The sequence below is a fragment of the Brevibacillus ruminantium genome (assembly GCF_023746555.1).
Lineage (GTDB): Bacteria > Bacillota > Bacilli > Brevibacillales > Brevibacillaceae > Brevibacillus > Brevibacillus ruminantium.
Genome location: NZ_CP098755.1, coordinates 3,661,562 through 3,687,128 on the forward strand (window position 1 = coordinate 3,661,562; position 25,567 = coordinate 3,687,128).

At 49.2% G+C, this 25,567-nt stretch carries 25 protein-coding genes; 4 read left to right on the top strand and 21 right to left on the bottom strand.

Features of this window, described 5'->3' with window-relative positions; translation table 11 throughout:
- Positions 1–35: 35 nt before the first annotated feature.
- The 4 genes from NDK47_RS18255 to NDK47_RS18270 form a co-directional block, all read right to left on the bottom strand.
- Positions 36–956 (bottom strand): cation diffusion facilitator family transporter, encoded by a 921-nt coding sequence (locus NDK47_RS18255; RefSeq protein ID WP_251871202.1) that lies wholly within the window; start codon positions 954–956, stop codon positions 36–38.
- 74 nt (positions 957–1,030) lie between these two features.
- Entirely contained in the window at positions 1,031–1,969 is a 939-nt protein-coding gene (secF, locus tag NDK47_RS18260) for a protein translocase subunit SecF (protein WP_251871204.1), read from the bottom strand.
- Positions 1,959–3,197: a protein translocase subunit SecD gene (secD, locus tag NDK47_RS18265; protein ID WP_251871205.1), complete on the bottom strand. Its 1,239-nt coding sequence runs from the start codon at positions 3,195–3,197 to the stop codon at positions 1,959–1,961. The genes secF and secD overlap by 11 nt, the downstream gene beginning before the upstream one ends.
- Before the next feature lie 209 nt (positions 3,198–3,406).
- Positions 3,407–3,643, bottom strand: coding sequence for a post-transcriptional regulator (locus NDK47_RS18270; protein ID WP_251871207.1), 237 nt, complete (start codon positions 3,641–3,643; stop codon positions 3,407–3,409).
- Between the two features lie 183 nt (positions 3,644–3,826).
- On the opposite strand from NDK47_RS18270, the gene spoVB reads away from it, so the two are divergent.
- The gene (spoVB, locus tag NDK47_RS18275) at positions 3,827–5,407 is read left to right on the top strand and encodes a stage V sporulation protein B (RefSeq protein ID WP_251871209.1); all 1,581 of its coding nucleotides are present in this window, start codon (positions 3,827–3,829) and stop codon (positions 5,405–5,407) included.
- Positions 5,408–5,415: 8 nt separating this feature from the next.
- On the opposite strand, the gene NDK47_RS18280 is transcribed toward spoVB, so the two are convergent.
- Both NDK47_RS18280 and corA read right to left on the bottom strand, forming a co-directional pair.
- Positions 5,416–6,132, bottom strand: coding sequence for a DUF421 domain-containing protein (locus tag NDK47_RS18280; RefSeq protein WP_251871211.1), 717 nt, complete (start codon positions 6,130–6,132; stop codon positions 5,416–5,418).
- Between the two features lie 93 nt (positions 6,133–6,225).
- Positions 6,226–7,203, bottom strand: a complete 978-nt coding sequence (gene corA, locus NDK47_RS18285; RefSeq protein WP_251871213.1) for a magnesium/cobalt transporter CorA — start codon at positions 7,201–7,203, stop codon at positions 6,226–6,228.
- 130 nt (positions 7,204–7,333) lie between these two features.
- Here corA and NDK47_RS18290 point away from each other — a divergent pair, with 130 nt between their 5' ends.
- On the top strand, positions 7,334–7,708 hold the full coding sequence (locus tag NDK47_RS18290; RefSeq protein WP_251871214.1) for a TIGR04086 family membrane protein: 375 nt from the start codon (positions 7,334–7,336) through the stop codon (positions 7,706–7,708).
- A gap of 104 nt (positions 7,709–7,812) precedes the next feature.
- On the opposite strand, the gene yajC is transcribed toward NDK47_RS18290, so the two are convergent.
- From yajC to NDK47_RS18350, 12 genes are all read right to left on the bottom strand, one after another.
- A complete protein-coding gene (gene yajC / locus NDK47_RS18295) occupies positions 7,813–8,127 on the bottom strand; it encodes a preprotein translocase subunit YajC (RefSeq protein WP_251871216.1) in 315 nt (104 codons plus the stop codon).
- 11 nt (positions 8,128–8,138) lie between these two features.
- Complete coding sequence (gene tgt, locus NDK47_RS18300; protein ID WP_251871217.1) at positions 8,139–9,269, bottom strand: tRNA guanosine(34) transglycosylase Tgt; 1,131 nt, start codon at positions 9,267–9,269, stop codon at positions 8,139–8,141.
- A gap of 85 nt (positions 9,270–9,354) precedes the next feature.
- Positions 9,355–10,383, bottom strand: a complete 1,029-nt coding sequence (gene queA / locus NDK47_RS18305) for a tRNA preQ1(34) S-adenosylmethionine ribosyltransferase-isomerase QueA (protein ID WP_251871218.1) — start codon at positions 10,381–10,383, stop codon at positions 9,355–9,357.
- Positions 10,384–10,429: 46 nt separating this feature from the next.
- Positions 10,430–12,514 (bottom strand): SpoIID/LytB domain-containing protein, encoded by a 2,085-nt coding sequence (locus NDK47_RS18310; protein ID WP_251871219.1) that lies wholly within the window; start codon positions 12,512–12,514, stop codon positions 10,430–10,432.
- Positions 12,515–12,725: 211 nt separating this feature from the next.
- A complete protein-coding gene (locus NDK47_RS18315; RefSeq protein WP_251871220.1) occupies positions 12,726–12,872 on the bottom strand; it encodes a hypothetical protein in 147 nt (48 codons plus the stop codon).
- Positions 12,869–14,146: a helix-turn-helix domain-containing protein gene (locus NDK47_RS18320; RefSeq protein ID WP_251871221.1), complete on the bottom strand. Its 1,278-nt coding sequence runs from the start codon at positions 14,144–14,146 to the stop codon at positions 12,869–12,871. Before NDK47_RS18320 ends, NDK47_RS18315 begins: the two co-directional genes overlap by 4 nt.
- Before the next feature lie 130 nt (positions 14,147–14,276).
- The gene (locus NDK47_RS18325; protein WP_251871222.1) at positions 14,277–14,495 is read right to left on the bottom strand and encodes a DUF2905 domain-containing protein; all 219 of its coding nucleotides are present in this window, start codon (positions 14,493–14,495) and stop codon (positions 14,277–14,279) included.
- On the bottom strand, positions 14,492–15,493 hold the full coding sequence (gene ruvB, locus NDK47_RS18330; RefSeq protein WP_251871223.1) for a Holliday junction branch migration DNA helicase RuvB: 1,002 nt from the start codon (positions 15,491–15,493) through the stop codon (positions 14,492–14,494). Before ruvB ends, NDK47_RS18325 begins: the two co-directional genes overlap by 4 nt.
- A 4-nt stretch (positions 15,494–15,497) precedes the next feature.
- Entirely contained in the window at positions 15,498–16,115 is a 618-nt protein-coding gene (gene ruvA, locus NDK47_RS18335; protein WP_251871224.1) for a Holliday junction branch migration protein RuvA, read from the bottom strand.
- Entirely contained in the window at positions 16,112–16,612 is a 501-nt protein-coding gene (gene ruvC / locus NDK47_RS18340; protein ID WP_251871225.1) for a crossover junction endodeoxyribonuclease RuvC, read from the bottom strand. Before ruvC ends, ruvA begins: the two co-directional genes overlap by 4 nt.
- Before the next feature lie 165 nt (positions 16,613–16,777).
- Positions 16,778–18,034 carry a group II intron reverse transcriptase/maturase gene (gene ltrA, locus NDK47_RS18345; protein WP_251871226.1) on the bottom strand — a complete coding sequence of 419 codons (1,257 nt, stop codon included), beginning with the start codon at positions 18,032–18,034 and terminating at the stop codon, positions 16,778–16,780.
- Between the two features lie 600 nt (positions 18,035–18,634).
- A complete protein-coding gene (locus NDK47_RS18350; protein ID WP_251871227.1) occupies positions 18,635–18,826 on the bottom strand; it encodes a hypothetical protein in 192 nt (63 codons plus the stop codon).
- Between the two features lie 170 nt (positions 18,827–18,996).
- Here NDK47_RS18350 and NDK47_RS18355 point away from each other — a divergent pair, with 170 nt between their 5' ends.
- Positions 18,997–20,130 (top strand): hypothetical protein, encoded by a 1,134-nt coding sequence (locus tag NDK47_RS18355; protein WP_251871228.1) that lies wholly within the window; start codon positions 18,997–18,999, stop codon positions 20,128–20,130.
- A gap of 48 nt (positions 20,131–20,178) precedes the next feature.
- On the opposite strand, the gene NDK47_RS18360 is transcribed toward NDK47_RS18355, so the two are convergent.
- Positions 20,179–20,781: a BofC C-terminal domain-containing protein gene (locus NDK47_RS18360; protein WP_251871229.1), complete on the bottom strand. Its 603-nt coding sequence runs from the start codon at positions 20,779–20,781 to the stop codon at positions 20,179–20,181.
- Positions 20,782–20,969: 188 nt separating this feature from the next.
- Here NDK47_RS18360 and NDK47_RS18365 point away from each other — a divergent pair, with 188 nt between their 5' ends.
- Positions 20,970–22,955 carry a bifunctional 2',3'-cyclic-nucleotide 2'-phosphodiesterase/3'-nucleotidase gene (locus NDK47_RS18365; RefSeq protein ID WP_251871230.1) on the top strand — a complete coding sequence of 662 codons (1,986 nt, stop codon included), beginning with the start codon at positions 20,970–20,972 and terminating at the stop codon, positions 22,953–22,955.
- A 76-nt stretch (positions 22,956–23,031) separates the two neighbouring features.
- Here the strand turns inward: NDK47_RS18365 and NDK47_RS18370 are convergent.
- A protein-coding gene (locus tag NDK47_RS18370; protein ID WP_251870391.1) for an IS3 family transposase occupies positions 23,032–24,380 on the bottom strand; the annotation gives its coding sequence in 2 pieces (ribosomal slippage) (positions 23,032–23,936 and positions 23,936–24,380; 1,350 coding nt in all).
- Positions 24,381–24,536: 156 nt separating this feature from the next.
- On the bottom strand, positions 24,537–25,565 hold the full coding sequence (locus tag NDK47_RS18375) for a phosphotransferase (protein WP_251876235.1): 1,029 nt from the start codon (positions 25,563–25,565) through the stop codon (positions 24,537–24,539).
- Positions 25,566–25,567: the final 2 nt, after the last annotated feature.

Sequence of the window (25,567 nt, forward strand, 5' to 3'; positions counted from 1 at the left end):
GATAGGGAGGGAGACTGACAACTGGCGAAAGCGCTTTATTCGTGCAATCGTGTCACCGGCGCTTCATTCGTCTCATCATACGGATTTACATGGATAAAAACATCGCGGACATCGGAAAACTGGTTCATCAGCGTTTGCTTTACCTGTTTTCCGATTCGGTGCCCCTCTTCCACCGTGATAAGGGGATGTACGCCAATTTTCACATCGACGATTTGGTAATGGCCGTGCTCCCGAGCTCGCAGGGAGTCAATTCTCATGACCCCTTCGACTGCCTCGATTGCCCTGCGCAAACCAAGCGTCTGATCTTCATGCAGCACATGATCCAGCGTGTTGTGAATCGATTCCTTCAGCAGGCTGTAGGCCATTTTCAAGACAAGGATCGAGACGAAGATACCGGCAAGCGGATCGAGGTACAGCAGCCAGGGAATATCCAGCCGGCCGCCCAGAATGGCTCCGCCGATACCAAGCAAAGCGGAAAAGGAGGAAAAGACATCCGAACGGTGTTCCCATGCATTGGCAATCAGTGAAGGGCTGTTCAATTCTTTCCCCAGCTTGTATTTATAACGAAACATCCATTCTTTGACGATCATGGAGCCGACCGCTGCCCAAACCGCGATAAAAGATGGCGCGACAAGTGGAGTAAAAAGCGATTTGACGGAAGATGAACCAATCTCAAATCCGACAACCGCGAGCAAGACAGAGACGATGATGGCAGCAACAGATTCGGCTTTTCCGTGTCCGTACGGATGATCCTCGTCTGGCGGGCGCTCTGCCGCTTTCAGTCCGATCAGAACAGCAACCGATCCCACGACATCAGATGCAGAGTGAACAGCGTCTGCGATAAGTGCCTGGGATTTGGCGACGAGTCCGATGATCAGCTTGGCAGCTGCCAAGGCGATGTTACCGACAATCCCGACCCAGGCACCAAACTGCGCCTTTGCCAAACGATTGTCCATAAGCCCTTCCTCCTCTCGGTATATGCATTGCAGAGTAAAAATACCGCGGGAAAATTCCCCCGCGGTATTGTCAATCAGCCCTCAGTTGGAGCCGGAGAAAGACGTTTTTTAGCCATTTCCCGTTTTTTCAAGGTAACCCAAATCTGTGCAGAGACGAAGATCGAAGAATAGGTACCGCTCACCAGACCAAAGATCAAGGCCAGAGAGAATGTGCGGATGCCTTCGCTGCCCAAAACGGCAATCGCAACAGCTGTCAAAAATACCGTCCCTACCGTAAAGACGGAGCGGCGCATGGTTTGCCACAGCGAGACGTTGACCAGATGCTCCAGATCCTCTACTGTTTTGGACTTCATCGTTCTTAGGTTTTCCCGAATCCGGTCAAAAATTACAATCGTATCGTTGATCGAATAACCGACGATGGTCAAAATCGCTGCAATAAAGGTCAAATCCACTTCCAAACGGAAAACGGAAAACAGCGCGATCGGGATGAACACGTCATGGATCAAACCGATAATGCAGGCAATCCCGAACAGAAACTGAAATCGGAAAGCGATGTAGATGACAATTCCGATACCGGCTACAGCAACGGCAATCGCTGCTTTTTTCACCAGCTCTTTGGCGATGCTGGGATCAACCGTAGCTTCCTGTTTGGAGACTTGGTCCCCATACTTGGCCTTCAGGGCTGTTTCCAGCGCAGTCAACTGATCTGCGGGAATGGTATGGTCAAACCTGGTTTGCGCTTGATTTTCCCCGTAGGTCGTCGTTGGTGTGAAGACGGTGTTGGGAATCGTCTCTTTGATGATTTGATCGATATCGGCTACCTGAAACTCCTTGCCGATGTAAATATCCAGGCGTGTACCTGCTTTAAAGTCTACCCCGAGATTGAGACCCATGATCAGGGTACAGATCAGACCCACAATCAAAATAGTCAGCGAGAAGGTGTAGAATTTTCGTCTGTTCTTTACGATATCAAATTTGATGACATCTTCGTGTTGTTGTTTTTTAGAGCTCACCGATTTCACTCTCCTTTACTCCGAACCAGAACGGCTTCTTGATCAGATTGGCTCGGACGAGCAGTCCCAGAAGCAAACGGGAACCCAGTACATTCGTCAGCAAGCTGACGACAATCGTCATCGCAAGAACGATGGCAAAGCCTTGAATGGAGCTTGTACCAAAGTAGAAAAGAACACCCGTGGCAATCAAGGTCGTGATATGCCCGTCAAGGATCGTAATCAAGGAACGGCGTTCACCAGCACGGAAGGCTGACAAAATGGTCTTGCCCGTGCGAATCTCTTCCTGAATCCGTTCGTAGGTAATGATGTTGGCATCGACGGCCATACCCACGGAGAGAATGAAACCAGCAATACCCGGCAGCGTCAGGGTCGCGTCCATCCAGTGGAGAACCACAATACTTAGATAGGTAAAGGTAGCCAGCATAATATTGGCGATCAAACCAGGCAAACGGTACACCAATAGCATGAAAATAAAGATCAGGGCAGCACCGACATAGCCCGCATTAATCGTTTTTTGCAAGGCCAACTTTCCAAGCGATGCCCCTACAGAGGTAACCTGCTTTTCAATCAGCTTCGCTGGCATCGCACCGGAATTCAGCAGGTCTGCCAATTCCTGTGCGGATTCTTGGGTGTAATCACCTGAAATTTGTGCATTTCCCCCCGTAATGATGTTCTGAATGACCGGATTGGTCATCATCGTCTCATCCAGGTAGATGGCCATATGTTTACCGAGATTCTCCCGCGTTACGTTTTCCAGCTTTTTCGGATCGGAGATTTTCAGAGTCACGACAGGACGTCTCAATTCATCATAACCAACTGCTGCACCACCCGGCGCCAGGTCGCTTCCTTTCAGGATCGTTTTGCCGCCCTCGTCCCGGAATGTCAGCACAGCCGGTTTTCCGATCAAATCCCGGAGCTTGTCCTGATCAGCTTCGTTCGAAGCGATCTTGACGCGGAGTCGGTTGGGAAGTTCTGTCTCGATGACAGGCTCCGCTACCCCACCAATGTTGATCCGCTTCTCTACCATCCGAGCCGTCGCTTTCAACAGCTCAATATCCACCTTTTGATTTGGCTCTAGCGGCTCTACTACGTACAGGATTTCAAAACCGCCCTGCAAGTCCAAACCAAGTGTGATCTTGCCTGCCACCTGTGTAGTCGTCGTGGTCATCAAAGTTGCCAGCATGGCCACGACCACCAGAAACAGGAGGACTCTTCCCCATTTAATCATGTAGTAATACCCCTCTTTCCTTCCAGGGTTCCGTCGGTTTACGCGAAACCAATATGCCCATTATAACGAAGTAAGAAAAAACGTGTCAATTTTTGTAGGAAAGCGGAACCATGGTAACCAACCCCTCGTTTAGTAAATAGGTTCCTTGATTGGTTAGACCCTATCTACCATTTGCTTTCTCTTTACGAATGTCCACTCAAAAAGTTTCGTTAAGAATTTTTGTACATTTGCAGCATCAGATAATTCATGTATTTATTCGGCTTTAAGGACAAGATGTCATTGACCATTTGGTGAAGCGGAGGCATCTGTTTATAAGAGCTTGTCACACACTCCCAGATATCCTTTGGCCCGACATTTTCATAGCCGAGCAAGCCAAACTCCTCTGCCTTGCTTTCACATAGACTGGCTACTTGCGCGTACCACAGATCCTTCTCTTTCTCCTCCATCTGTTATCCTCCCTTTACAACCTCTATAGAACCCCTTCCGCAATCAGCAGCTGCTGTCTCCGGTATGGATTGATCGAGATAAAAAGTGTCATGCACTCAGCAGCACGTCCATATTCTCTTAAAGAAGATGTTCAAGCATCCGTACACATCGTTCACGAAATTTCGGCGGTAAAGGAGCCTGCCATGAGACAGTCTTTCTTTTATGGAACCATCATTCTGATCATCGCGGGCGGCGTAACCAAATTGCTTGGTTTCGCCAATCGGATCATACTTTCCCGCATCCTCGGCTCGGAAGGAATCGGTCTGTATCAAATGGTCGTGCCGCTGCTGTACTTTCTGATTACCTTGGCCTCGTTTGGCATGCCGCTTGCGATTGCCAAACACGTCGCGGAAACCGAAGCAGCCAGCGATGCTCGACAGGCACGGCGCTTTCTGCTTCTTGCTCTGGGAGTAACCGGCGGCATCAGCCTGGTAATCTGCACCACGCTGTTCACGCTCTCTGGGCCGCTTTCCCGCCTGTTTTTCACCGACCCGCGTGCACATGTGGTCTTGCTGGCTGCTATACCAGTCATCCCCATCTCAAGTATTTCACTGGTATTGCGCGGCTATTTTCAGGGAAAACACAACATGACACCCACCGCGATCTCCCAGATCGTTGAGCAAATCATCCGGATGGCACTGGTCGTCGTCATGACGATTACCTTCATGCCCCTTGGCATTGAATACGCAGCGGCGGGAGCCGTCGGAAGCATCATTTTTGGAGAAGCGGCAGGCTTTTTGTACATTCTCTGGCAGTATCGACGGGCTACACAGAAAACGGCCGCACAGGTATGGGAACGCCCTCTCCTGGCAGCCATGTACAAAAGCCGTAACAGTTTACGGAAGCTGTTTCAAGTATCACTTCCTGTTACCATGAGCAAGTTGATCGGTTCGATCGCTTACGTTCTGGAGCCGATGATTGTTCCTTTTGCGCTGATGCTTGCAGGGTTCTCGACCGCTGCCTCCACCGGCTTGTACGGCCAATTCGCAGGGATGGCTGTGCCCCTATTACTTTTTCCTACTTTTCTTACCTATTCCCTGTCTGTATCGCTCGTTCCTGCTGTAGCAGAAGCGGCTTATCAAAAAAATGCTCCGCTGGTTCACAGGCGCATCTATCAAGCGATGCGTATTACGCTTGTGATCGGTGCTCCTTGTACCGTCTTGTTGTTTATCTTTGCGGAGCCTCTTTGTCAGCTCCTGTACGGCAACGCAGAGGTCGGCATACTTTTGCGGGAAATGGCTCCCTTCTCCGTCTTCCTGTTTTTCCAAGCCCCGCTGGCAGCAGCATTGCAAGGTCTTGATTTTGCCCATGTGGTTTTTCGCAACACCCTGATCGGGGCGATTGTGAAAACAGTTGCGATGTTCGTTTTTACAGCGCGACCTGAGTTCGGCATACACGGTGCTGTCATCGCAAACAACATCGGCATTACCCTCGTTACGCTTCTGCACATTGCCGGGCTGATCAAGGAAATCGGGTTTACGGTAGATCTCGTCGAAATGGGCAAAATTGTTGCAGCCATGTTTGCCATGGGCTACTCCGGTTCATACCTCTCTTCCCACATCTTTGCCGACCTGCCGATGATCAAGCTGCTGATCACTTGCTCCATACTGTCTTTGCTTCTTTACTTGCTAATGCTCGTGGCCCTAAGGATTTTAGGCAAGCAGGACGTCAAACGCATCCCCTGGATCGGGGAGCAGTTGGCACTCTTTTTCCCACGCCGCTGACTCGTTTATTAGTGCGGCGGCTTGTCTTTTTTATCGACATACAGATTGCCGCGCTCGTCAAGGCTGCAAAAAGAAACGTCACGTATGTCCTTGATGCCGTGCTTGCGTATTTCCCGCTTTAACCACAGCTCATTTTGACCGATTTTTTGCAGGGCTTTCGGTCTGACCTTTCCGTCCAGTATGAGTGGAATCGGCAACCCGTTGTAAGCGATTTCGCCTTTCTCCTGGGGAATATCCGGCAGATTCAGATCCTCTCTTGTCACCGGGAGCTTGGACGGTTTGGGAAAAACGCTCACCTCTCCGGTGTGCTCGATCATGGCAAATTCGACATCCGCTATATTTTTTATGTTTTTTTTGCGCAAGTGAACCATCAAATCGTCGAAGTTCAGTCGGTTTCGGCGCATTGCATCCTCGCGAATTTCACCCTTTTCAATGATCATGTCACCGGAGCCTTCTACGACATCCCTCATTTTTTTGCTTTTCAAGAAAATCCAGGACATCGTAATTTCCATGAGGCAGATCAGCAGCATCGGCAGGTAAAAGAGGCTCGCTTTTTTATCAATCTGTTCAATGGACATGACAGCCATCTCAGCCAGCATGATGGAGATGACGACGTCAAACACAGAGAGCTTCCCCAGCTCCCTTTTTCCCATCAAACGGAGCAGCACCAGAATGAAAAAGAACGAGAAGATGGTGCGCATGACGGCAGTTGTTAAGTCTTCCATACACGTCGACCCCCTCACGCAGAATTTCGAAGTTAGTGTCCGCGTAAGGGGGTACAACTATAAGCTCCAATTTTGGCTAAAAGCGCTTGGCACTCATAGCCAATTTCGTTTTCGGAAGATATACAGCATGAGGAAAGTCATGATAATCATGACAGACAAGGAAATGATCAACATGTAAGGCTCTGCAGCCTCGCCAAGCCAGCCAAACGTATTCATCCCGAACAAGCCGGTTACGAAGGTCAAAGGCAAAGCGATGGTGGAGATAATGGTCAGCACCCGCATGGCATCGTGGTTCTTGCCGCTGATGATCGTGAAGTAGGTATCCAGCGCGCCGTTTACCAGGTCGCGGAATGTCTCCGCCGAGTCTGCAATCCGCTCCAGGTGGTCGGACAAGTCAGTGTAGAACGGAACGTTTTCCTCGGAGATATCAAAGGAATAACGCCCACTCACATTGGCAAAGATGCGTTTCTGAGGGAGAATCACGCGTCGAATCAAAATGATCGTCCGCTTCAAAGCAAGGAACTCCTCGGTGATCTCTTCCATGCGATGCTCAAAAATTTCGTCCTCCAACTCGTCAATCCGCATGCTGATGCGGTCCATAATCGGAAAATATTCATCAGTAATCCCGTCAACAATGGCGTAAAGCAGATAATCAGGACCGCGATTCAGATATGATATGTTTCGATGACAAATCGAAGCAATGCGCCCGATGGTACTCATCGGCGACTTGTGGATCGTAACAATGTAATTGGGCCCGAGAAACACGTTCAGTTCTACCGTCGTAATCTCGTCGTCACTTTCTTCGTTGTACCGCAGCGCGTGAATGACGAAGAAATAGTAGTCGTCATATTTATCCACCTTGGCGCGAGGGCTGACATGCAGGCAGTCCTCGATGGCGAGCGGGTGAAAATCAAAAATTTTAGCGATGTATTGCAATTCGTTGTTACCCACATCGTATAGATCGATCCAGAGCAAATCCTCCGGAGACTTTAGAAATTCATCTTTTCTGCTGAGGTCGACATCATGAATCATCTTTTGTTCCGAGTGGTTGTAAAAGTAAGTTTTAATCAAGTTTTCTCACCCCCGTCTGGTTCCTCATCCATTCTACGAAAAATCTTGTTGATGTTCAACGCGAAGATGAATACCTGGACCAAGCCTTTCATATAGATGGTACAAACTTGACGTGTAAGGAGGGTTTTCCTTGCGGAGTACAACCACCTCAGTCTTTGCCGGACTTCTATACACACTTGGCTTGGTTTTGATTGGCGCCCTGCTCGTGGCCGTGCTTCTCTCATTTACCTCGATCCGAGAAAGCTCGCTGCCCTATTTTACTTATGTGATCAACACTATCGCTCTGCTTGTTGGCGGTTATGTCACAGGCCGGCGCTGCGGCGGCAAGGGATGGTACTATGGCGGCTTGACCGGTATCTTTTATTTCTTGCTGATTATCTTGATTGGCTTTCTCGGCTTCGATGCACCAATGCAGTGGGGGACGTTTCTTTACCTGATCGGTGCTTTTGCCATGGCATCAATCGGGGGGATCTTCGGCGTAAACGCGGCTTCTCACAGTCGTTAGGACGGGTGCTCCGGCAAAACCGGACAAAAGTTCGCCCTGCAAGAAAAAAAGGGGCTTCCTGCTGTCTTTGCCAGACAAAAGGACCCCTTTTCCTGTTTTCTCTCTTATTTGCTTTCTTCTTTTGTCTCTTCGGTTTTGGCAGCAGCCGCTGGTTCATTGCTGCTGGTCACCACACTGTTGATCGCGCCACGGTCAAAAGTAACATGAACGTTATGCGCGATACGCAGCGTTACCGTATCGTCCGCGAGTTCCTGGATGGTTCCGTGAACGCCGCCAATCGTAACAATTTTATCTCCCTTTTTTACAGAGGCCAGCATGGCATTGCGCTGTTTCTGCCGCTTCTGTTGTGGACGAATCAAGAGAAAATAGAAAATCGCAAACATGATAATAATCGGTAAAAAGCTCTGTAAACCTTCCATGGGAATCCTCCTTAAAAAGATCTATCTTCACTCAAACCATATTGAGCGAAAAACTGGTCGCGAAAATCTCCGAGGCGGTCTTCTGCAATCGCCTTCCGTACTTCTTTCATCAGAGTAACCAAGAAGTACAGGTTGTGATACGTGGTAAGTCTGATGCCAAATGTCTCTTCTGCCTTCATCAGGTGCCTGATGTATGCGCGAGAGTAATTCTTGCAGGTATAGCAATCGCACTGCGGGTCAAGCGGCCCAAAATCACGGGCGTACTTGGCGTTGCGAATAACGACCCTTCCCTGGCTGGTCATGCATGTCCCATTTCGCGCAATTCGCGTAGGCAGCACGCAATCAAACATATCAATTCCGCGTATGGAGCCTTCGATCAGGGCGTCTGGTGAACCTACTCCCATCAAATAACGAGCCTTACCCGAAGGCAAGAGCGGAACCGTATGCTCCAAAATCTCATACATCAAAGGGAATGGTTCCCCCACACTCAAGCCGCCGATTGCGTACCCCGGGAAATCCATGGATACCAGATCGCGCGCACTTTGCTCGCGCAAATCTTTGTACATGCCTCCCTGCACAATCCCGAATAGCGCCTGCTCATTCGGCCTGGTATGCGCTTGCAGACATCTCTCTGCCCATCTGGTGGTTCGCTCCATGGATTGTTTGACGTAATCGTACTCCGCTGGATAGGGAGCGCATTCATCGAAAGCCATGAAGATATCTGCCCCCAGTGCGTTCTGAATCTGGGTGGCTTCTTCCGGGCCGATAAACAGCTTTTCGCCATTCAGATGCGAGCGGAAAGAGACGCCTTCTTCCGTAATTTTGCGCAGATTGCTAAGGCTAAAGACCTGAAATCCGCCCGAATCGGTTAAGATAGCGCGGTCCCAATTCATAAACCCGTGCAAGCCGCCTGCTTCCCGGACAATTTCGTGACCAGGACGCAAAAAAAGATGGTATGTATTGCTTAAAATAATGCCGGCCCCGATCTCTTTCAGCTCTTCGGGACTCATGGTTTTTACCGTCGCCTGGGTACCTACCGGCATAAATACAGGAGTGTCGATAGTCCCATGCGGGGTATGCAGCTTCCCGAGACGAGCGCCGGTCTGCTTGCATGTTTTGATCAATTCATAGCGGACAGCCAAATTATGTACACTCCTCAAGAATGTAATTCCTTCCTATTATATAGAAACCGTCTGGATTGCACAAGAAAAAACCGGGTTCTCCCGGTTAGATCAAGAGCATCGCGTCACCGAAGCTAAAAAAACGGTACTCTTCCCGGACAGCCGTCCGGTAGGCATTCATGATATTCTCTTGGCCGGCCAGCGCACTGACCAGCATGACCAGACTCGATTTGGGCAGATGAAAATTGGTCAGAAGTCCATCAATGATGCTGAATTCATATCCCGGAAAAATGAAGATATCCGTCCAGCCCGACTCTGCTTCCAGTTTGCCGGTATGCCGTTTTCCGGCTGTCTCCAGCGTTCGGCAGGAGGTTGTTCCCACTGCGATCACTCGTCTTCCTTCTGCCTTGGCGGCATTGACTAGCTGTGCCGTTTCCGGTGAAATTTCAAAATACTCGCTGTGCATGACATGTTCTTCTACAACATCAGCTGTGACGGGGCGAAACGTTCCCAAGCCGACGTGAAGGGTAATGTATGCAAGCTGAACCCCTTTTTCGGCGATCTGCCTGAGGTACGCTTCTGTAAAATGAAGCCCCGCTGTCGGTGCCGCAGCAGACCCTCGCTCTCGTGCGTATACGGTCTGATAGCGCTCCTGGTCCTCCAGCTGCTCATGAATATAAGGCGGCAGCGGCATGGAGCCGAGCTGATCGAGAATCTCGTAGAAGATTCCCTCGTATTGAAAGCGGACGATCCTGCCGCCTGTTTCCGTGACTTCTTCACAGATACACCGCAGAAGACCGCCACCAAAGACAACTTCAGTTCCGGGCTTTACTCTTTTCCCCGGCTTGACCAGTGTCTCCCACCGATCGTCGCCCAGTGATTTTAGTAACAACACCTCGATTTTCGCACCGGTATCCGCCTTTTCGCCGATCAACCGAGCTGGCAAAACCCGGCTGTCATTCAACACGAGGACATCTCCCGGTCTTAGAAAATCGATCAGATCTGTAAATTTGCGATGCGCCAGCTCCCCCGTCTTTTTGTCCATCACCAGCAGGCGTGAAGAGGTACGGTCTGCAAGCGGGTGCTGTGCAATCAGTTTTTCCGGCAATTCAAAATCAAATTGTTTGACATCCACAAATGTTGACTCCTCATCAATCAGTTCTCGCGTCTGAAAACTGGCTTTAGTATCGCTCTATAGACACGTTCTGGTAGTAGTGTTGCAAGATTTCCCGATAGTCATACCCGTTCTGAGCCATGGCCTTGGCACCGTATTGAGAGACACCCAATCCGTGGCCAAATCCGGTTCCCACAAACAGGAACGACTGCTGCTTGGAAGCTACGCGCAGCTTACTGCCTTCACTTAAGATCAGGAACTGGTCGTTGTACCCGTTTGCAGGCATCGCTCCGTAACCGCCCGCTCCAATCGCCATGACTCCGCCGGATTTAGGGTAGTTGGTACTCTTCCCGCCAGCGCCCAGCACAGTGATGCTGCCTGTCTCTTCCACATCAAACTTGGTGCTGCGCAGCGCTGATCCCCCTTGCTGAAAGATGGAACGATGCGCATCCGGTGAAGAAACTTTTATTACCTGTCCGTTCGCCTCCATCTCCAGCACGCGACCAGACTCGCCTCGATCTGTTACGCGAAGGGTCTGGACCACTCCACTGATCCGTTTCCCATTGTTTTTGTCCTGGCTCGCGTTGATCATGGCCGCTACCTCTTCGCCGGTATAAGGCCCCCGCGTCCAGCTATATGCATTTTCTTCGGCCACGTCACGAATAATCGTCACCACAGTTCCCTGTGACAAACTGGTTAAAACGCGATGGAACGCTGTACTGGGACCGGAGCGCATATTGGTATTCTCCGTATTGACGACCGCTTCCCTCAGACCCAGCGCATTTTTCCCCGAGCCAAGCTGCACCAGATCACTTCGGATGAAGCCAAACGTACCGTCGCCAAGTGAAACCTGATACCATAGCGGGGCTTTTTCCAAAGGCTCGGCGTCATCGCTCATCACCGGGCGCAGATAGGGCACCTCGTTGCCCCAAACTTCCGTGCCATCCGCCGTCATACCGCCCGCATTGGAATAATACAGGGCTTCTGCCAGTTTTCCTTTGTAATAGATGACTTCTCCTTCGGTATCATCCACGGCTTTGCGCGTGTCTTTCGACTCTTTCTCGTAGCCGTAATACGCCTGTTCAAAAACGGTGTCGGAAAGATTGGCGATCCCGTATTTATTCCCCTGAGCCAACGCTCGTGTGCGAGCCAGAACCGCCTGTGTTTTTAGAGCTTCGATCGGCCATCCAGGCGCCATCTCTGACCCTACAACACTGTAGAGATACTCTTCCATTGGCAATTCATTGATCACGGCCATGTTTCCCTTGTATTCCGACAGCTCAATGCTGCCCCGATATTTTCGGCCTTCCCGTTCTTCCACGCTGATCGGTGACCGCGAGCCGCCTTTTTCCGGTTCGACATGCAGGGTCGTGTTCGGAGAAAAGACGTATTTCCACACTGCACCTGTACCGATCAAGTCCTTTTTCAGGACCACATACGAGGAGCTGTTCGCTTCCTGGTAGGAAAATCCGGGGTACGCAGCTCTGGCTTTTTGCGACAGCCTTTGAACCGCATCCTTGCTTACTTCATCCCCGATCCACAAGGCATAGGAAAGCTTGCCGCGGTCGAGCAACATCACCGGATAGGCCGGGATACCGGATGAAACGAAAGCCTGTTGCCACTCCTGGGCTTCCTTTACGCTGTTAAAACGGCCGGCTTCCAAGCGCAGCGGCCCTTTTACGACAGGCTGTTGGCCCGTTGCATTGGCAACGGCTGCTGCCTGGGCAGAAGCGGCCTGAGACGTGTTATAGGCCCCGCTGACAACCTGGTAGCTCCGCTGGCCGCTGTACTCGGCGATTTGTATGGACGCATCTATTTTTCGTTGGCTCAACTGCTGCGCCACCTGCTGGGCCCGAGTTAAATCACTTGTTTCCAAAGCCTGCAGATAATATCGGTCTACGCGTGCTCTCGCGCTTTCTCCGCCCAGATTTGGGAGTTTCGTTGCTCCGTCCCCGGTTCGCATCGTCACTTCCAATCCGCCGTCTGCTGACAGAGTGACCGAAGGGACTACTCCGCGATAGCCCACACTATTATCAATAAACAGCGCAACCCGTATCATGTCACCTGCTGCCAGTGCAGGGACTTGCACCGCCAATAGCGATAACGATAACAAGCCGGCTGAGAGGACTTTCCCTATCTTCCGCTTCCACATGACGTCTCGTCCTACCTTTCACCTGATTTGTTTGAAAGTCGAATATTGGCATGAACTCCCATATTTTTCGACAAATCTGGCGTTTCTCCTGCTTCAGACGGAGAATTCGGGACTTGGGTCGCAGTCATTTTGAAAACACAAAAAAAGACGCCCTCAGGCGTCGACTTTCCAATCGTTTTCAAGATTTTCTTCTCGTTCAGTACCGTGTTCCTTAGTATCCAGGGTCGATGTCAAATGTCCCGATTGCTGTCGTTGACTTCGGCTTGGATACCACTGTTGCTTTCTCTGCTCCTAAAACAGGCGTTACCATTGTAATCGCCATCAGCAAAACCAACATTCCGGTCAGAAACTTTTTCATACCATCTGCCTCCTTTGGATTGTTTTTGGGCTATTATTACTATGACATAAAATTGAAAGTTTTTCCATATATTCACGAGGCAAAATTTCGGATTCCTTCACATACGCTTCCATAATGATTCCTACGCACTCCGTAACAGACTGGAAAGCACTGATTTGCCGATAGTAATCGAGGCTCTCAAACAAGCTTTCGATCCCGAATGGAAAGTACCCATGCTCGAGGAGATAGACTCCTTTTCGCTTCAGGTACATGGCGACATGCTCTACTTTTTTGGGTGTATTCATCTGAAGCGGCAGGAAATAGGTTTCTCTTTCCAAAAGGGATTGAATGGCCTGGTTATCCTCCGCACTGGCATAGCATTCCAGCAAATCGGTCGCAATGGCAATGCGCGTCTCACGCTCTGCTTCATCCAGACAGATTTCAAATTCAGCGATCGCCTCGTCGAATTCACCTTTCTGTGCGTACAGTTGAGCACGCAGGTAGCGGGCGTTGTTGGCGTTTACGTAGTCACTTTTTTCATACTTTTTCAAGTACAGCTCGGCCAAAATGGAATCACCCAAATTGATGTACGAGTTGGTAATGGCGAGTAGTGCCGATGCCATCAGTTCACTCTCATCCGTATCGCCGGCGATCCCCTGTCTGCACAAATGGATGCAATCGTCGAAATACTTCAACGCATAAGCCTGCAGGCCAAGCCTGTAATAGGCGTTCATTCGCTCACTAACGGTCAGGTACTCAATGTAGGAGAGTATTTCTTTCCCTCTCCGGTATGTCTCCTCCATGCGGGAAAAATCGTACCGCTCGATCAAATACCGCTCTAATAAAGCCTTTGCCAGATAAAACGGTATGCCCTGTTTCTTGGTACTATCGATGATCATATCGTAAATCGTGATTTTGATTTCCTCATCTTCTGTCTCTCTGGTGACTTGAAGGAGGTAATCAAGCGCGAAAAACGTGTTGATTCTCGTTGATTCCAACAGTTTTCTGGCGGCCTTTCGGACGATGTGCCGATCCGTATGAGCGATAGCCTCGGCTAAAAGAAATTTCAAGATGTCTGCGCGCTCCGAAATGTCTACATATAAAGAAATTACACGTTCATAAGGAATGTTGAGTACGGAGGCGATCTTGTTCCAAGTGGCAAAGCCCGGTCTTTTTGTTTCGCCCGATTCGATTCGTCCAAGTACACTGCGGTTGATCCCTGTTCGTTCGGACAATTCTTGCAAGGTCATATTTGCCCGATAACGGTGCGCTTTCATGATTTCCGAAAACGACATCGCTACGCCCCCTACTTCTCTTTTTCCATCCCCATAATATGTAAAATTCATGTGAATCATATCACAATTTTAACAATTCAACAAGAAAACAGCCCGCCAAAAAACTTGCGGGCATGACGCTCCATATCGCTTATTTAAAAAGTCGAAACAGATAAGAAGCCAGGGAAAGCACAATACTGATGACAATGCAGGTGACCACTGGAAAGTAAAACTTGACGTTTTCCTTTTCCACAACGATATCACCGGGAAGGCGTCCCAAAGGCAAAAATCTGCCCCCAACCTGCCACAAAAGACCGATGACAATCAGCACGGCACCACCAATAATCAAAAGTTTGGCTACCGGATTCATGCTTTTTTCATCTCCCGACCAAAATGTTCATAGGCATCAGGGGTAGCGACCCGTCCCCTTGGAGTGCGCTGAATAAAGCCGATCTGCAGCAGATAAGGCTCACAGACATCCTCAATCGTCTGGCTCTCTTCTCCAATCGTGGCGGAAATCGTATCCAAACCGACTGGTCCGCCGTCGAACCGATCAATAATGGCGAGGAGCAGCTTGTGATCGATGTGATCCAGTCCGCAGGCATCTACCTGCAGACGCTCCAATGCTTCCCGGGCGATTTCTGCCGTTACGACGCCTTCTCCCTGTACCTGCGCAAAGTCACGAACACGTTTTAACAGGCGATTCGCCACGCGCGGTGTCCCTCGCGATCGTTTGGCAATTTCGACAGCCCCGTCCTCACGCATGCCAATCTGCAAAATATCAGCGGCTCGACTGACAATGAAGGTCAATTCCGGTACTGTATAGAACTCCAGGCGATTGACGACCCCAAAACGGTCGCGAAGCGGAGAGGAAAGCATCCCTGCGCGGGTCGTCGCTCCCACCAGCGTAAACGGAGGAAGATCAAGCCGGACGCTTCGAGCGCTGGGCCCTTTTCCAATAATGATGTCAAGCGCAAAGTCTTCCATCGCCGGATAGAGCACCTCTTCGACACTCCGGTTCAGACGGTGAATCTCATCGATAAACAGGACATCGCCTTCCTGGAGATTCGTCAGGATGGCTGCCAGATCACCCGGACGTTCAATGGCGGGCCCGGAGGTCGTGCGGATGCTGACGCCCAATTCATTGGCAATTATCTGCGACAGCGTCGTTTTGCCAAGACCCGGCGGTCCATAAAGCAAGACGTGGTCAAGCGCTTCTTTGCGCATCTTGGCCGCCTCGATAAAGACCTTCAGATTATCTTTTGCCTGCTGCTGTCCAATATATTCATGAAGATAACGAGGGCGAAGACTTAGCTCTGCCGCATCCTCTTCCCAGTTCATATGTGTCGTGATGATGCGATCGTCCACTACGTTACCCCCTCATAAACAAGGCGAGACCCTGCTTGATCAATTGTTCGATACCGGCGCCATTTTTCGCTTCTTTGGACAGCTCTCCGCGTATTTTTTGCACTTCCAGATCGGAATAGCCCAGCGATTGCAGTGCATCTACTGCCTCCTGCAGGGTTGTCGCAGCGGAGGCGCCTGCGGTCAATTCAGTTGCCGCCACGGTCTGGAACGCAGAAGGTGTAAAGCCGGACAGCTTATCCTTCAGATCGAGAATGATCCGTTGGGCCGTCTTTTTCCCGATTCCAGGGAACTTCGTCAAATAGGTGACGTTCTCCTGTTGAACGGCCATGACGATCTGCTCCGGCGTCGCAGCGGAAAGGATCGCCAAGCCGCCTTTTGGACCGATGCCGGAAACGTCAAGCAATTTGCGAAACAGGTCGCGCTCGTCCCGCGTCGGAAAGCCGTACAGCAAAATGGCGTCTTCCCGCACATGATGATGCGTATAAAGCTTGGTCTTCATTCCTTCGTACCTGACGAAATGATACGGATTGGGACAGAACAGCCGATACCCGATCCCTCCCGTCTCCACAACCACATACTCGGAATCCAGGTAGACCAGTGTCCCTTCCACAAAATCAATCATTTCTGTGCTCCTTCCGCCAGGGAAATGAATGTTCGAGTTTGCGCGTGAGTTATGGCAATCCCCAATGCGTCGGCCACGTCATCCGGCTTGGGCACTTCCTTTAACTTCAGCAGCATCTTCGTCATTTCCTGAATTTGTTTTTTCTCTGCCCCGCCGTATCCGGTAACCGCTTGCTTCACTTGCATGGGCGTATACTCATAGACAGGAATCCCTGCCAGCTCAGCGGCCAGCAGGATCACACCACGCGCCTGACCTACGGTGAAGGCGGTCGTGACGTTTTTATTGAAAAACAGCTTTTCCACAGCCATCTCATCCGGTTTATATGTATCGAGCAAGGTTTGCATCGCTTCAAATATTTGCTTTAAACGAAGCGGCACCGGCAACCCTGCCTCGGTTTGGATACTTCCGTATTGAACGGGCTTAAGCTGACTCCCCTGTTTGTCGATCACACCGAAACCGACGATGGCGATTCCCGGGTCAATCCCGATGATCTTCATGGCCCACAACTCCATTTGGAAGGTTTACTGTCTATTACTGTACCACAAAGCTGGAAAAAAGCGAACGTGCATTTCCATGTTTGCACAGGAAATCGAGTAGGAGGGGGTGGCTGACCCCCGACCTCTCACACCACCGTACGTACCGTTCGGTATACGGCGGTTCATCTAGGTATGACGTAAAAGAAAATACCTATCCGTAAGACTTTTCAGACCTTCGGTCTGCCAGTAGGCGTTATTCAAAGTTCTGTGAAGTATAGGACTGCATGCAATACGCCAGTATTTCTTACGTGAATTACCCCATTCGTAGGCTTTTGCTTTGGGTACTCCCAAGGTAATGAGCCTTTTTACTTTTGTTTTGGGGTTCTTCCACTGTTTCCAGAGGCACATGCGGAGCCTTCTTCTTATCCATTCGTCTAGACTGGTAAATACCGAAGGTGTGTCTGCAAGTGAGAAGTATCCCGCCCAGCCAATCAGGTATTGATTTAGCTGTTCAATCCGATACTCCATGGGAAGCGCTTTAGATCTTGAGGTAAGTTCCCGAATTCGTTGTTTTACCTTCTTCATGCTTTCTTTCGCAATTCGAACCTTTGGATCAGACTGATAGGTAAAGCTAAACCCAAGAAATTTACGCTTCCACGGTCTGTCTACCGCGCTTTTCTCTTGGTTGACTTTGAGTTTTAGCTTTCCTTCAATAAACGCGGTAATGGATGTCATCACCCGTTTGCCAGCCTTCTTTGAGGAAATATATACGTTGCAGTCGTCCGCATAACGGACGAAGCTAAGCCCACGTTTTTCAAGCTCCATATCCAATTCATGCAGCATAATGTTGGATAAGAGCGGACTTAGAGGGCCACCTTGCGGTACCCCTTCCTCGTTGGCTGTTTCTAGTCCGTTAATCATGACGCCAGATTCTAAATAGCTTCTGATGAGCTTAAGAAGTGTCTTGTCCTTGACATGTTTAGCGATTAGGCCCATTAACTTGTCATGGTTCACTTTATCGAAGAATTTCTCTAAGTCTAAGTCAACAACCCATCGTTTCCCGTCTTTCATAAATCCCTTCGCCCTTCGGACTGCATCGTGTCCTCGTCTATTTGGTCGGAAACCATAACTGTGTTCGGAAAACATCGGATCGAAGATCGGGGTAAGAATCTGAGCGATTGCCTGTTGGATAAAGCGGTCTGTTACGGTAGGTATCCCTAACAAGCGCACGCCACCGTTCGGTTTCGGGATTTCGATCCTTCGGACTGGTTGCGGTTGATAGGTACCTGCCTCTACCTGCTGGCGGATGGAGTCCCAGTTGGTCATGATATGTTCACGTAGGGATTTTACTGACATACCATCCACACCGTGGCTTCCTTTATTCTTTTCCACTCTCTTTAATGCTGTCAGAAGGTTTTCCCGTGACAGAAGCTGCTTCATCATTTGAAGTATTCCTTTCGCGTGAACGTTCTTTCTATTTGTGCCATTCTTACTTCAGCCCTCTCAGAGTCCCCCGTGGGATTCACCACTTCCTCCCCTGAGCAGGTCCTTGCGGATTGTCTGCTTCATCAGCAAGAATGAACGCCTAGCTTCTCGTTCTTCCTAGATGTTCGGTCCTTCCCTGTTCAGGTGCCCCTTACTACGGTACTATGACCTCTGCTGACCCCTGACCGTTCAGCTTCTCCTCTTGAAGAAGGTTACCATGTGGGCATGGCGTTCCGATCAGGTCTCCCCAGGTAAGAGCGTTATCTTCCCCTCCATCTATCTGCCTCATTTACTCTCATTCGCCTTTGGCAGTAGGGACTTCGCCTTGACATGCAGACTCATCCAGCGAATGCTAGCCTCATATGAGGTTCGTGTTCCTCAGACCGGAGGTTTGCCGCCGACTTCCTTCAGATTCCACCTCACGGTGGACACCCTTGTCTTAAGCTAATGGCTACTACTGCCTTCGCCATTCGGGACTTTAACCCTATAGATAACGACCATGCTGGGCGCACATGAAAAAATCCGCCCCATCAGCGGGACGGATTTTGTCGGCGGCAGCTAGTGTTTGTTCATCCCCAGTGCGTCTGCTTCGTCATGCTGCATGTGTGCGTACTCATCCACGCCACTTTGCATCTCTTCCTGAATCCGGTTGATCTGACGATAGTTCAGCTTGTTGTGCCCCTGGTTCAATTGAACGTACAAACGCTGATGGAACTGGTCTTTGTAGCTTCCTCTTGGCATCGAAGACATGCTGAAAGACTCCTCCTTGCCCGCCGCATGTCCTCAGTATGGGATAAAATTTGGCTCCTTATGATGGCAACATTTGTCCTACGTTTTCACCCCTTCGCATGCAGACTCTTTTTCCTTCTCGTACAAACTAGGAGGAAGCAAAAAGGACGGCCGTGCCGGAGGTGATATCATTGAGGTTTTCCCCCTATGCATATCTGCTGTCATTCATCCTGCTGTTTGTCACTGCCATTCCCGTGGAAGCAGCCAAGCTTCGCGGGCGTGAAGAGATGCTCATCCAAGTCAGTGTGTCCCCTGACTCGACACTTGTCTCCAAACAGACGGTTCATTCCTCAAGCACTTTGGCGCGCATGCTGACAAAAGGTCCCGGCCTCGACGAGAAGCGAGAGCCTCGCCCTGTTCGGGCAACGATACAAGTAAAGGGACGCACCTTTCTTTTGGGCTTTGACGGCGCACTGTATGACCGTAGCAGAAAAAAGCTGGTGCGCCTGCCTCCAGAGTCTTTTCGTGAACTGGATGGATACGTCACCGTGCTGGAGCAGCGTCATTACGGAAAACCGATTCCCTGGAGCGAGGTGCGGCAGCATTTCAGGAGGATGAGCTACGCAACCGTGATCGATTTGGAAACAGGGAAACAATTTCGCGTTCAGCGCCGAGCTGGCAGCAGACATGCCGATGTACAGCCGGTGACGCGTCAGGATACAAAGATTATGAAGCAGATTTACCAGGGAAAATGGAGCTGGAAACGCCGTGCCATCCTGGTTGATGTAGATGGAAAACACTACGCCGCCTCCATGCACGGGATGCCGCACGGTGCGGGAGCAATCAAAGGAAATCAGTTTCCGGGACATTTTTGCATCCATTTCACAGGAAGCTCTACGCATCGAAAAAAGGAGCCAGATCCAAGCCACAGTTTCATGATCCTGAAGGCCTCTGGGAAGCTTTATGCTGCCATTCTTTCTGCCGATCCCCAGAAGTTGGTTGACTATTTCCTGACTTCTCTGCATGAACATGACCGCTATTCACTGCGGCTTGCGGCAGACAACTTTCCGCTGCCTGATCCGTTAAAAAATATTGAGTCCATCAAGCGCCAAAGTCCTTTTGCAAAGCTGGAAACGGATGGTTTGCTGGCGGTAAGCATTCCCGTTCAGGTGGAATACGCCTACAAAACTGGCCCTGCACGAGGAGGCACGTGGATTTTTTCAGTGGCCCGCTACACACCGCTTGACCCATGGAGAATCGCCGATATCCATATCGAGAAAAAAAGTACAAAGAAAAAGAAGAAGAGCAGAACAAAACGGTCATGACGTATTTCATAGAAAAAGAGCTGTCCCTTGAACACTCGGGACAGCTCTTCACTCGTTTCCTGCACCGATCTGAAACTCACCATAGGTGGACAAAACACTGTTGTACTCAGCCAGATCGCGAATGCGGATGCCTTTTTTCAGCGATTCAATGTCTTCTTTTGACATTCTCGCCTCCATTTTTTCCGTGTTGATGCGATAAAAGGTTTGGACGACTTCAGCTTCCTCCGGTAAACCATGAAACAGTGTCAGCATGCCATCGGTTGAAATCCCGATATACCCGTTTTCCTTGCACTCCGGTGCGATATCGTTTTCCCTTTTAAACAAGATGAGTTTTTCCGGATCGGCCGATAAAACTTCCCAGCCCTTATGGTTTGCCAGGGTATTCGCCACCTCGCTTTTCGGAACGCGGGTCACCTCTTCGGTTTTCACCCCGCACAGATAGGTTTTTGCAAATACCACCTGATAAGCGTTGCTCGTCGCCAATGCGTCAACAGACGCTCCGCGATAAAAACTGTCCGGTTGACTGTCCATGCTTTTGCCCATGGCGAAGCCGCCCACCACTCCTGCTGCCAAAGCTGCACTCCATACCGTGTGAACCATCCACCGACGCTTCCCGTTCCAATTCCATTCCTTTTTCCATTCCCGTTTCATTTGCCGACGTACCCTTCTCTCCTTTTTCTATCAGTTTTGCCAACTGGAAAGAATAACATACCCGCAATCGGCAAGATTCATACCTTTATGACAAATGACTTCCAAGGAATTTATACCAATTACAAGAAATAAGTGATAAACTGATTTTGGTTGTTATATTTTTCTTTCTATTGGAGGAATGCTAGATTATGAAAAAAGGGAGCATTAATAAGCTTGTCGGCTGTTTGCTAACCGCAACATTGGCCGTAGGTGTCCTTTCATTTCCTTTCAACACGGTAAGCGCGAACGAAGCCATCCTGAAATTGCGTCTGCTTGAGACGACCGACATTCATACGAACATCGTCAACTACGATTACTATCAAGACAAAGCGACAGACGAATTTGGTCTGGCCAAAACCGCGACTTTGATCAAGCAAGCGCGCGCGGAAGTAACCAACTCGATGCTGTTTGACAACGGCGACCTGATTCAGGGCAATCCGCTCGGCGATTATGTAGCCAAAATCAACCCGCTTAAAGATGGCGATACACACCCTGTTTACAAAGCCATGAATCTGTTGAACTACGATGCGGGAAATATCGGAAACCACGAATTCAACTTCGGCTTGGAGCATCTTGATCGCAGCCTGAAAGGTTCTAAATTTCCGTACGTAAATGCAAACGTTTACGTGGACGACAAAGATAACAACCCTGCCAACGACAAAAACTACTTCACGCCATATCTGATCCTGGACCGCACGTTCAAGGATGAGAGCGGCAAAGACGTACAGTTGAAAGTTGGCGTGATCGGTTTCGTCCCTCCGCAAATCATGAACTGGGACAAGGCGAACCTGGAAGGAAAAGTGATCGCCAAGGACATCGTGGAAACAGCGAAAAAATACGTTCCTGAGATGAAGAAAAAAGGCGCTGACCTGATTGTAGCGATCCCTCACTCTGGTCTCGGACCAGTTGAACCAGGTGCTAATCTGGAGAACGCCAGCTACCAACTGACCAAAGTAGAAGGAATTGACGCTGTATTGTTTGGTCACTCCCACTCCGTATTCCCAGGAGCCGGATTTGACGACATCCCGAATGTGGACAATAAAAAGGGCCTGATCAACGGCAAACCAGCCGTCATGCCAGGATTCTGGGGCAACCATCTGGGCGTTGTCGACCTCACTTTGAAAAAAGACAACGGTAAATGGACGGTAGCCGATGCCAACACCAAGGCATTGCCGATCTTTGACAAGAACGAGAAAAAATCTCTTGCAGACGCAGATCCTAAGATTGTGGAAGCTGTAAAAGAGGATCACGATCACACAGTTGAATGGGTTCGTTCCGCAGTGGGAACCACAAGCTCTCCGATCTACAGCTACTTCGCACTGGTTCAGGACGACCCGTCCATCCAGATCGTGACCAACGCGCAAAAATGGTTCGTAGAGAAGTACATCAAGGGAACCGAATACGAAAACATTCCTGTTCTCTCCGCGGGTGCTCCGTTCAAAGCAGGCGGACGCAATGGCGCTTCTTACTACACCAATATCCCGGCAGGCACCATCGCGATCAAAAACGTTTCTGACCTGTACATCTATCCGAACACACTGAAGGCTGTTCTGGTAAATGGTACGCAATTGAAAGATTGGCTGGAGCGTTCTGCCGGTCAGTTCAACCAGATTGATGTGAAGAAAACAGAAGAACAAGAGCTGATCAACGAAGCCTTCCCAACCTACAACTACGATGTGATCGACGGCGTTACTTATCAAATCGACGTAACCCAGCCATCCAAATTTGCCATTGATGGCAAGCTGGAAAACCCGAATGCAAACCGCATTAAAAATCTGCAGTACAACGGAAAAGACGTAAAACCGGAAGACAAATTCCTGATCGTAACCAACAACTACCGTGCGAGCAACGGCGGAAACTTCCCGGGAGCAGATGGAACCACTATCGTCATTGACTCTCCAGACGAAAACCGTCAAGTCGTGATCGATTACATCCTGGATCAAAAAACCATTAATCCGGCAGCGGACAATAACTGGTCCTTTGCTCCGATTGCAGAGAAAGTAAATGTGACGTTTACGACTTCTCCTGATGCCATTCCGTTTGCAGAAAAAATGTCTCACATGAAATACATCAAAACCCTGGAGAGCGGGTTTGCGAAGTTCAGCATCGATCTTTCCAAGCCAGCTTCCAAATAAACAGTAGGAAAGATTCTTTCCTGGACACAAAAAAACGCGGATAATGAAGTGACCCCAAAAAGTTAGACAGTTTTTATTAAGCAGTGCGCAAGGTTTGAGTTCGGTATTGCACTGGACTCAGACCTTTTAATTTTGTCTTGATTCGCTTGTTGTTATAGTAATCGATGTATTTTGCTAACTCTCGTTTAAATTGTTCCACACTTTCAAACTCTTGCGTATATAAGAATTCCGATTTTAAAGTTCCAAAGAAACTCTCCATCACAGCGTTGTCATAACAGTTTCCTTTTCGCGACATGCTCTGGGTGATGTTATTGTCTTTCAATACCTGTCGGTATTGGTTCATCTGGTAATGCCAACCTTGATCCGAGTGAATCATCAATCTGTCTGTAGCGGTTAATCGTCGACATGCTTGTTCCAACATTTTAGACACAAGAGAATATCTTGGTCTTGTATCAACGGTATAAGCGATAATTTCTCCGTTATACAAATCTAACATTGGTGATAAATAGAGCTTTTCACCAAATAACTTAAACTCAGTTATATCTGTTACCCACTTCTCGTTTGGCTTTTCTGCATGGAAATCTCGGTTCAATAGATTCGGTGCTGTCTTGCCAACTTTCCCTTTATACGAGCGATATTTTTTCATCCGAACTATGCTTTTTAAACCTAACTTGTTCATTAATCTCTGAACTTTTTTATGATTTACCAGATACCCCAGAATCCTCAGTTCATGCGTAATACGGCGGTACCCGTAGCGCCCTTTATGTTCATGGTAAATGACCTGAATCACTGCTTTTAATTCAGCATGTTTATCTGGACGATTGTTCATTTTCACATAGTAATAGTAGGTACTGCGTGGAATGCCAGCGAATTTCAGTAAAGCTTTTACAGGGAATTCTGTCCTTAGCTCAAATACTACTTGCGCTTTGTCTTGCTTTGTAATTTTTCCTTGCTTTGAACTAAGGCATTCAACTTTTTTAGGTAAGCATTCTCCATGCGTAAACGCTCTACTTCTTCCCGTAATGCCTCGACTGAGCCCTCAACAGGTATCCCCTTTTTAGTTTCTTTTTTCATGGTTGGACGCCCCTTTTTCTTCGATTGTAGGGCGTCTATTCCGAGTGAATGAAATTGTATTCTCCATTTCCGGATTAAAGCAGGAGAGGTGATTTGGAAAATGGCAGCAGTTTCATTCGGAGACGTCCCAAAATGATTCATATAATTGAGTACGTCTAGTTTAAATTGGGCGGAGTAGCTTGTATAGGATTTTCTAAATGCTTCTACACCATTGTGCTCGTATTGCTTCACCCAATTTCGAACGACGCTTTCTGTTGTACCCAGGGTCGTAGCAATCGATTCATAACTCTCTGTACCATCTAAATAGCGTAGAGCCGCCGACAATTTATCGTCAGCTGTAAATTTGGCCATAGAAAAACTGCACCTCCAAATGTTAGATATGTCTAACAAATGGGGTGCAGTTCATAACGACATCCGCGTTTTTTTCTATTTCTCCGCTTCTCTCTCTTTGAAGCTGGATCGTATTCTTTTCACGCAACGATTCGTTCTACATCAGCCTTTCTGGATTTATCCGACGAAATGATACTCTCCCCAAGGCGACCCGCGAAAAAGATGCTCCCCGGAGCGCAAAAAGCGCTGCCGATCATCCCGCAATCTCTCTTCCATTTGGCAAAGCTGCAATACTCCTCGCATATGGTATCCGGGACGGTTGCCATAAATACCTGTTATTTCGCGCAAAAGGTTATCTGGATAGCGCAGAAGCTGGTGAATCATCCAGATTTGCGTGTCACTCAAGTAGTGGATACTGCTGTAAGCCTCAATTGCTTCAACAAATGATGACATCTGGTACTCTTGCAAAAGCAGCATTCTCCCCATGAACTGCACAAGATCAACCAACTGCATATCCTGACCGACCGTATCAAGATCGATCAGATAACAATTTCCTCGGGGCGTAAGCAAAAAATTATGACTGGCGACATCCCTGTGAGCCAACGTCCCCTGTTCAAAGCTCGTGTAGAGTTCTGCTGTCAGCGGCATTTTGTACGCTGCTTGAAGAATGCTGTTTCCATCGCGGATCGTTTCTTCTGCCATTTCCGCAATGAGTTGCTCCAGCCGATTTTGCGGGCCTTTGTGTTCGATTTGCCAGGTAATCCGCTCAAAGTGCTCCAGCCGGCTCTCCCATTTATCCAGCAAGGCCGGTTTTCCGTCAAGTGGAAACGGGCCGATGACGGGAAAATGCCGCGCAGCCAGATGAAATCGGGCCAGTGTCTCCGCCGCTTTCTTTACATCCGGTAAAGAAGCATTATCTGACTCTCGACCGTCGATCATTTTCATGATCGTGTAGTATTTGCCCTGAAAAGGGAAGATGGTCTTCCCTTCTCGATCTGGGATGTACTGAACCGTATGCACAAACCCTTTCTCTCGCAAAGCTTCAGAGAGTTGCGTCACCCACTCAGCTTTTTCTCGTTCCTTATACCCTTTAATAATCCAATGGCCCCGATCCGTTTTCAGGTAATTCACGTTCCGACGGGGCTTTACCCCGTAAACCCGGCAGCGGAATGCATGTTCGAGAGACGGAACAATGGATTTATTCATAT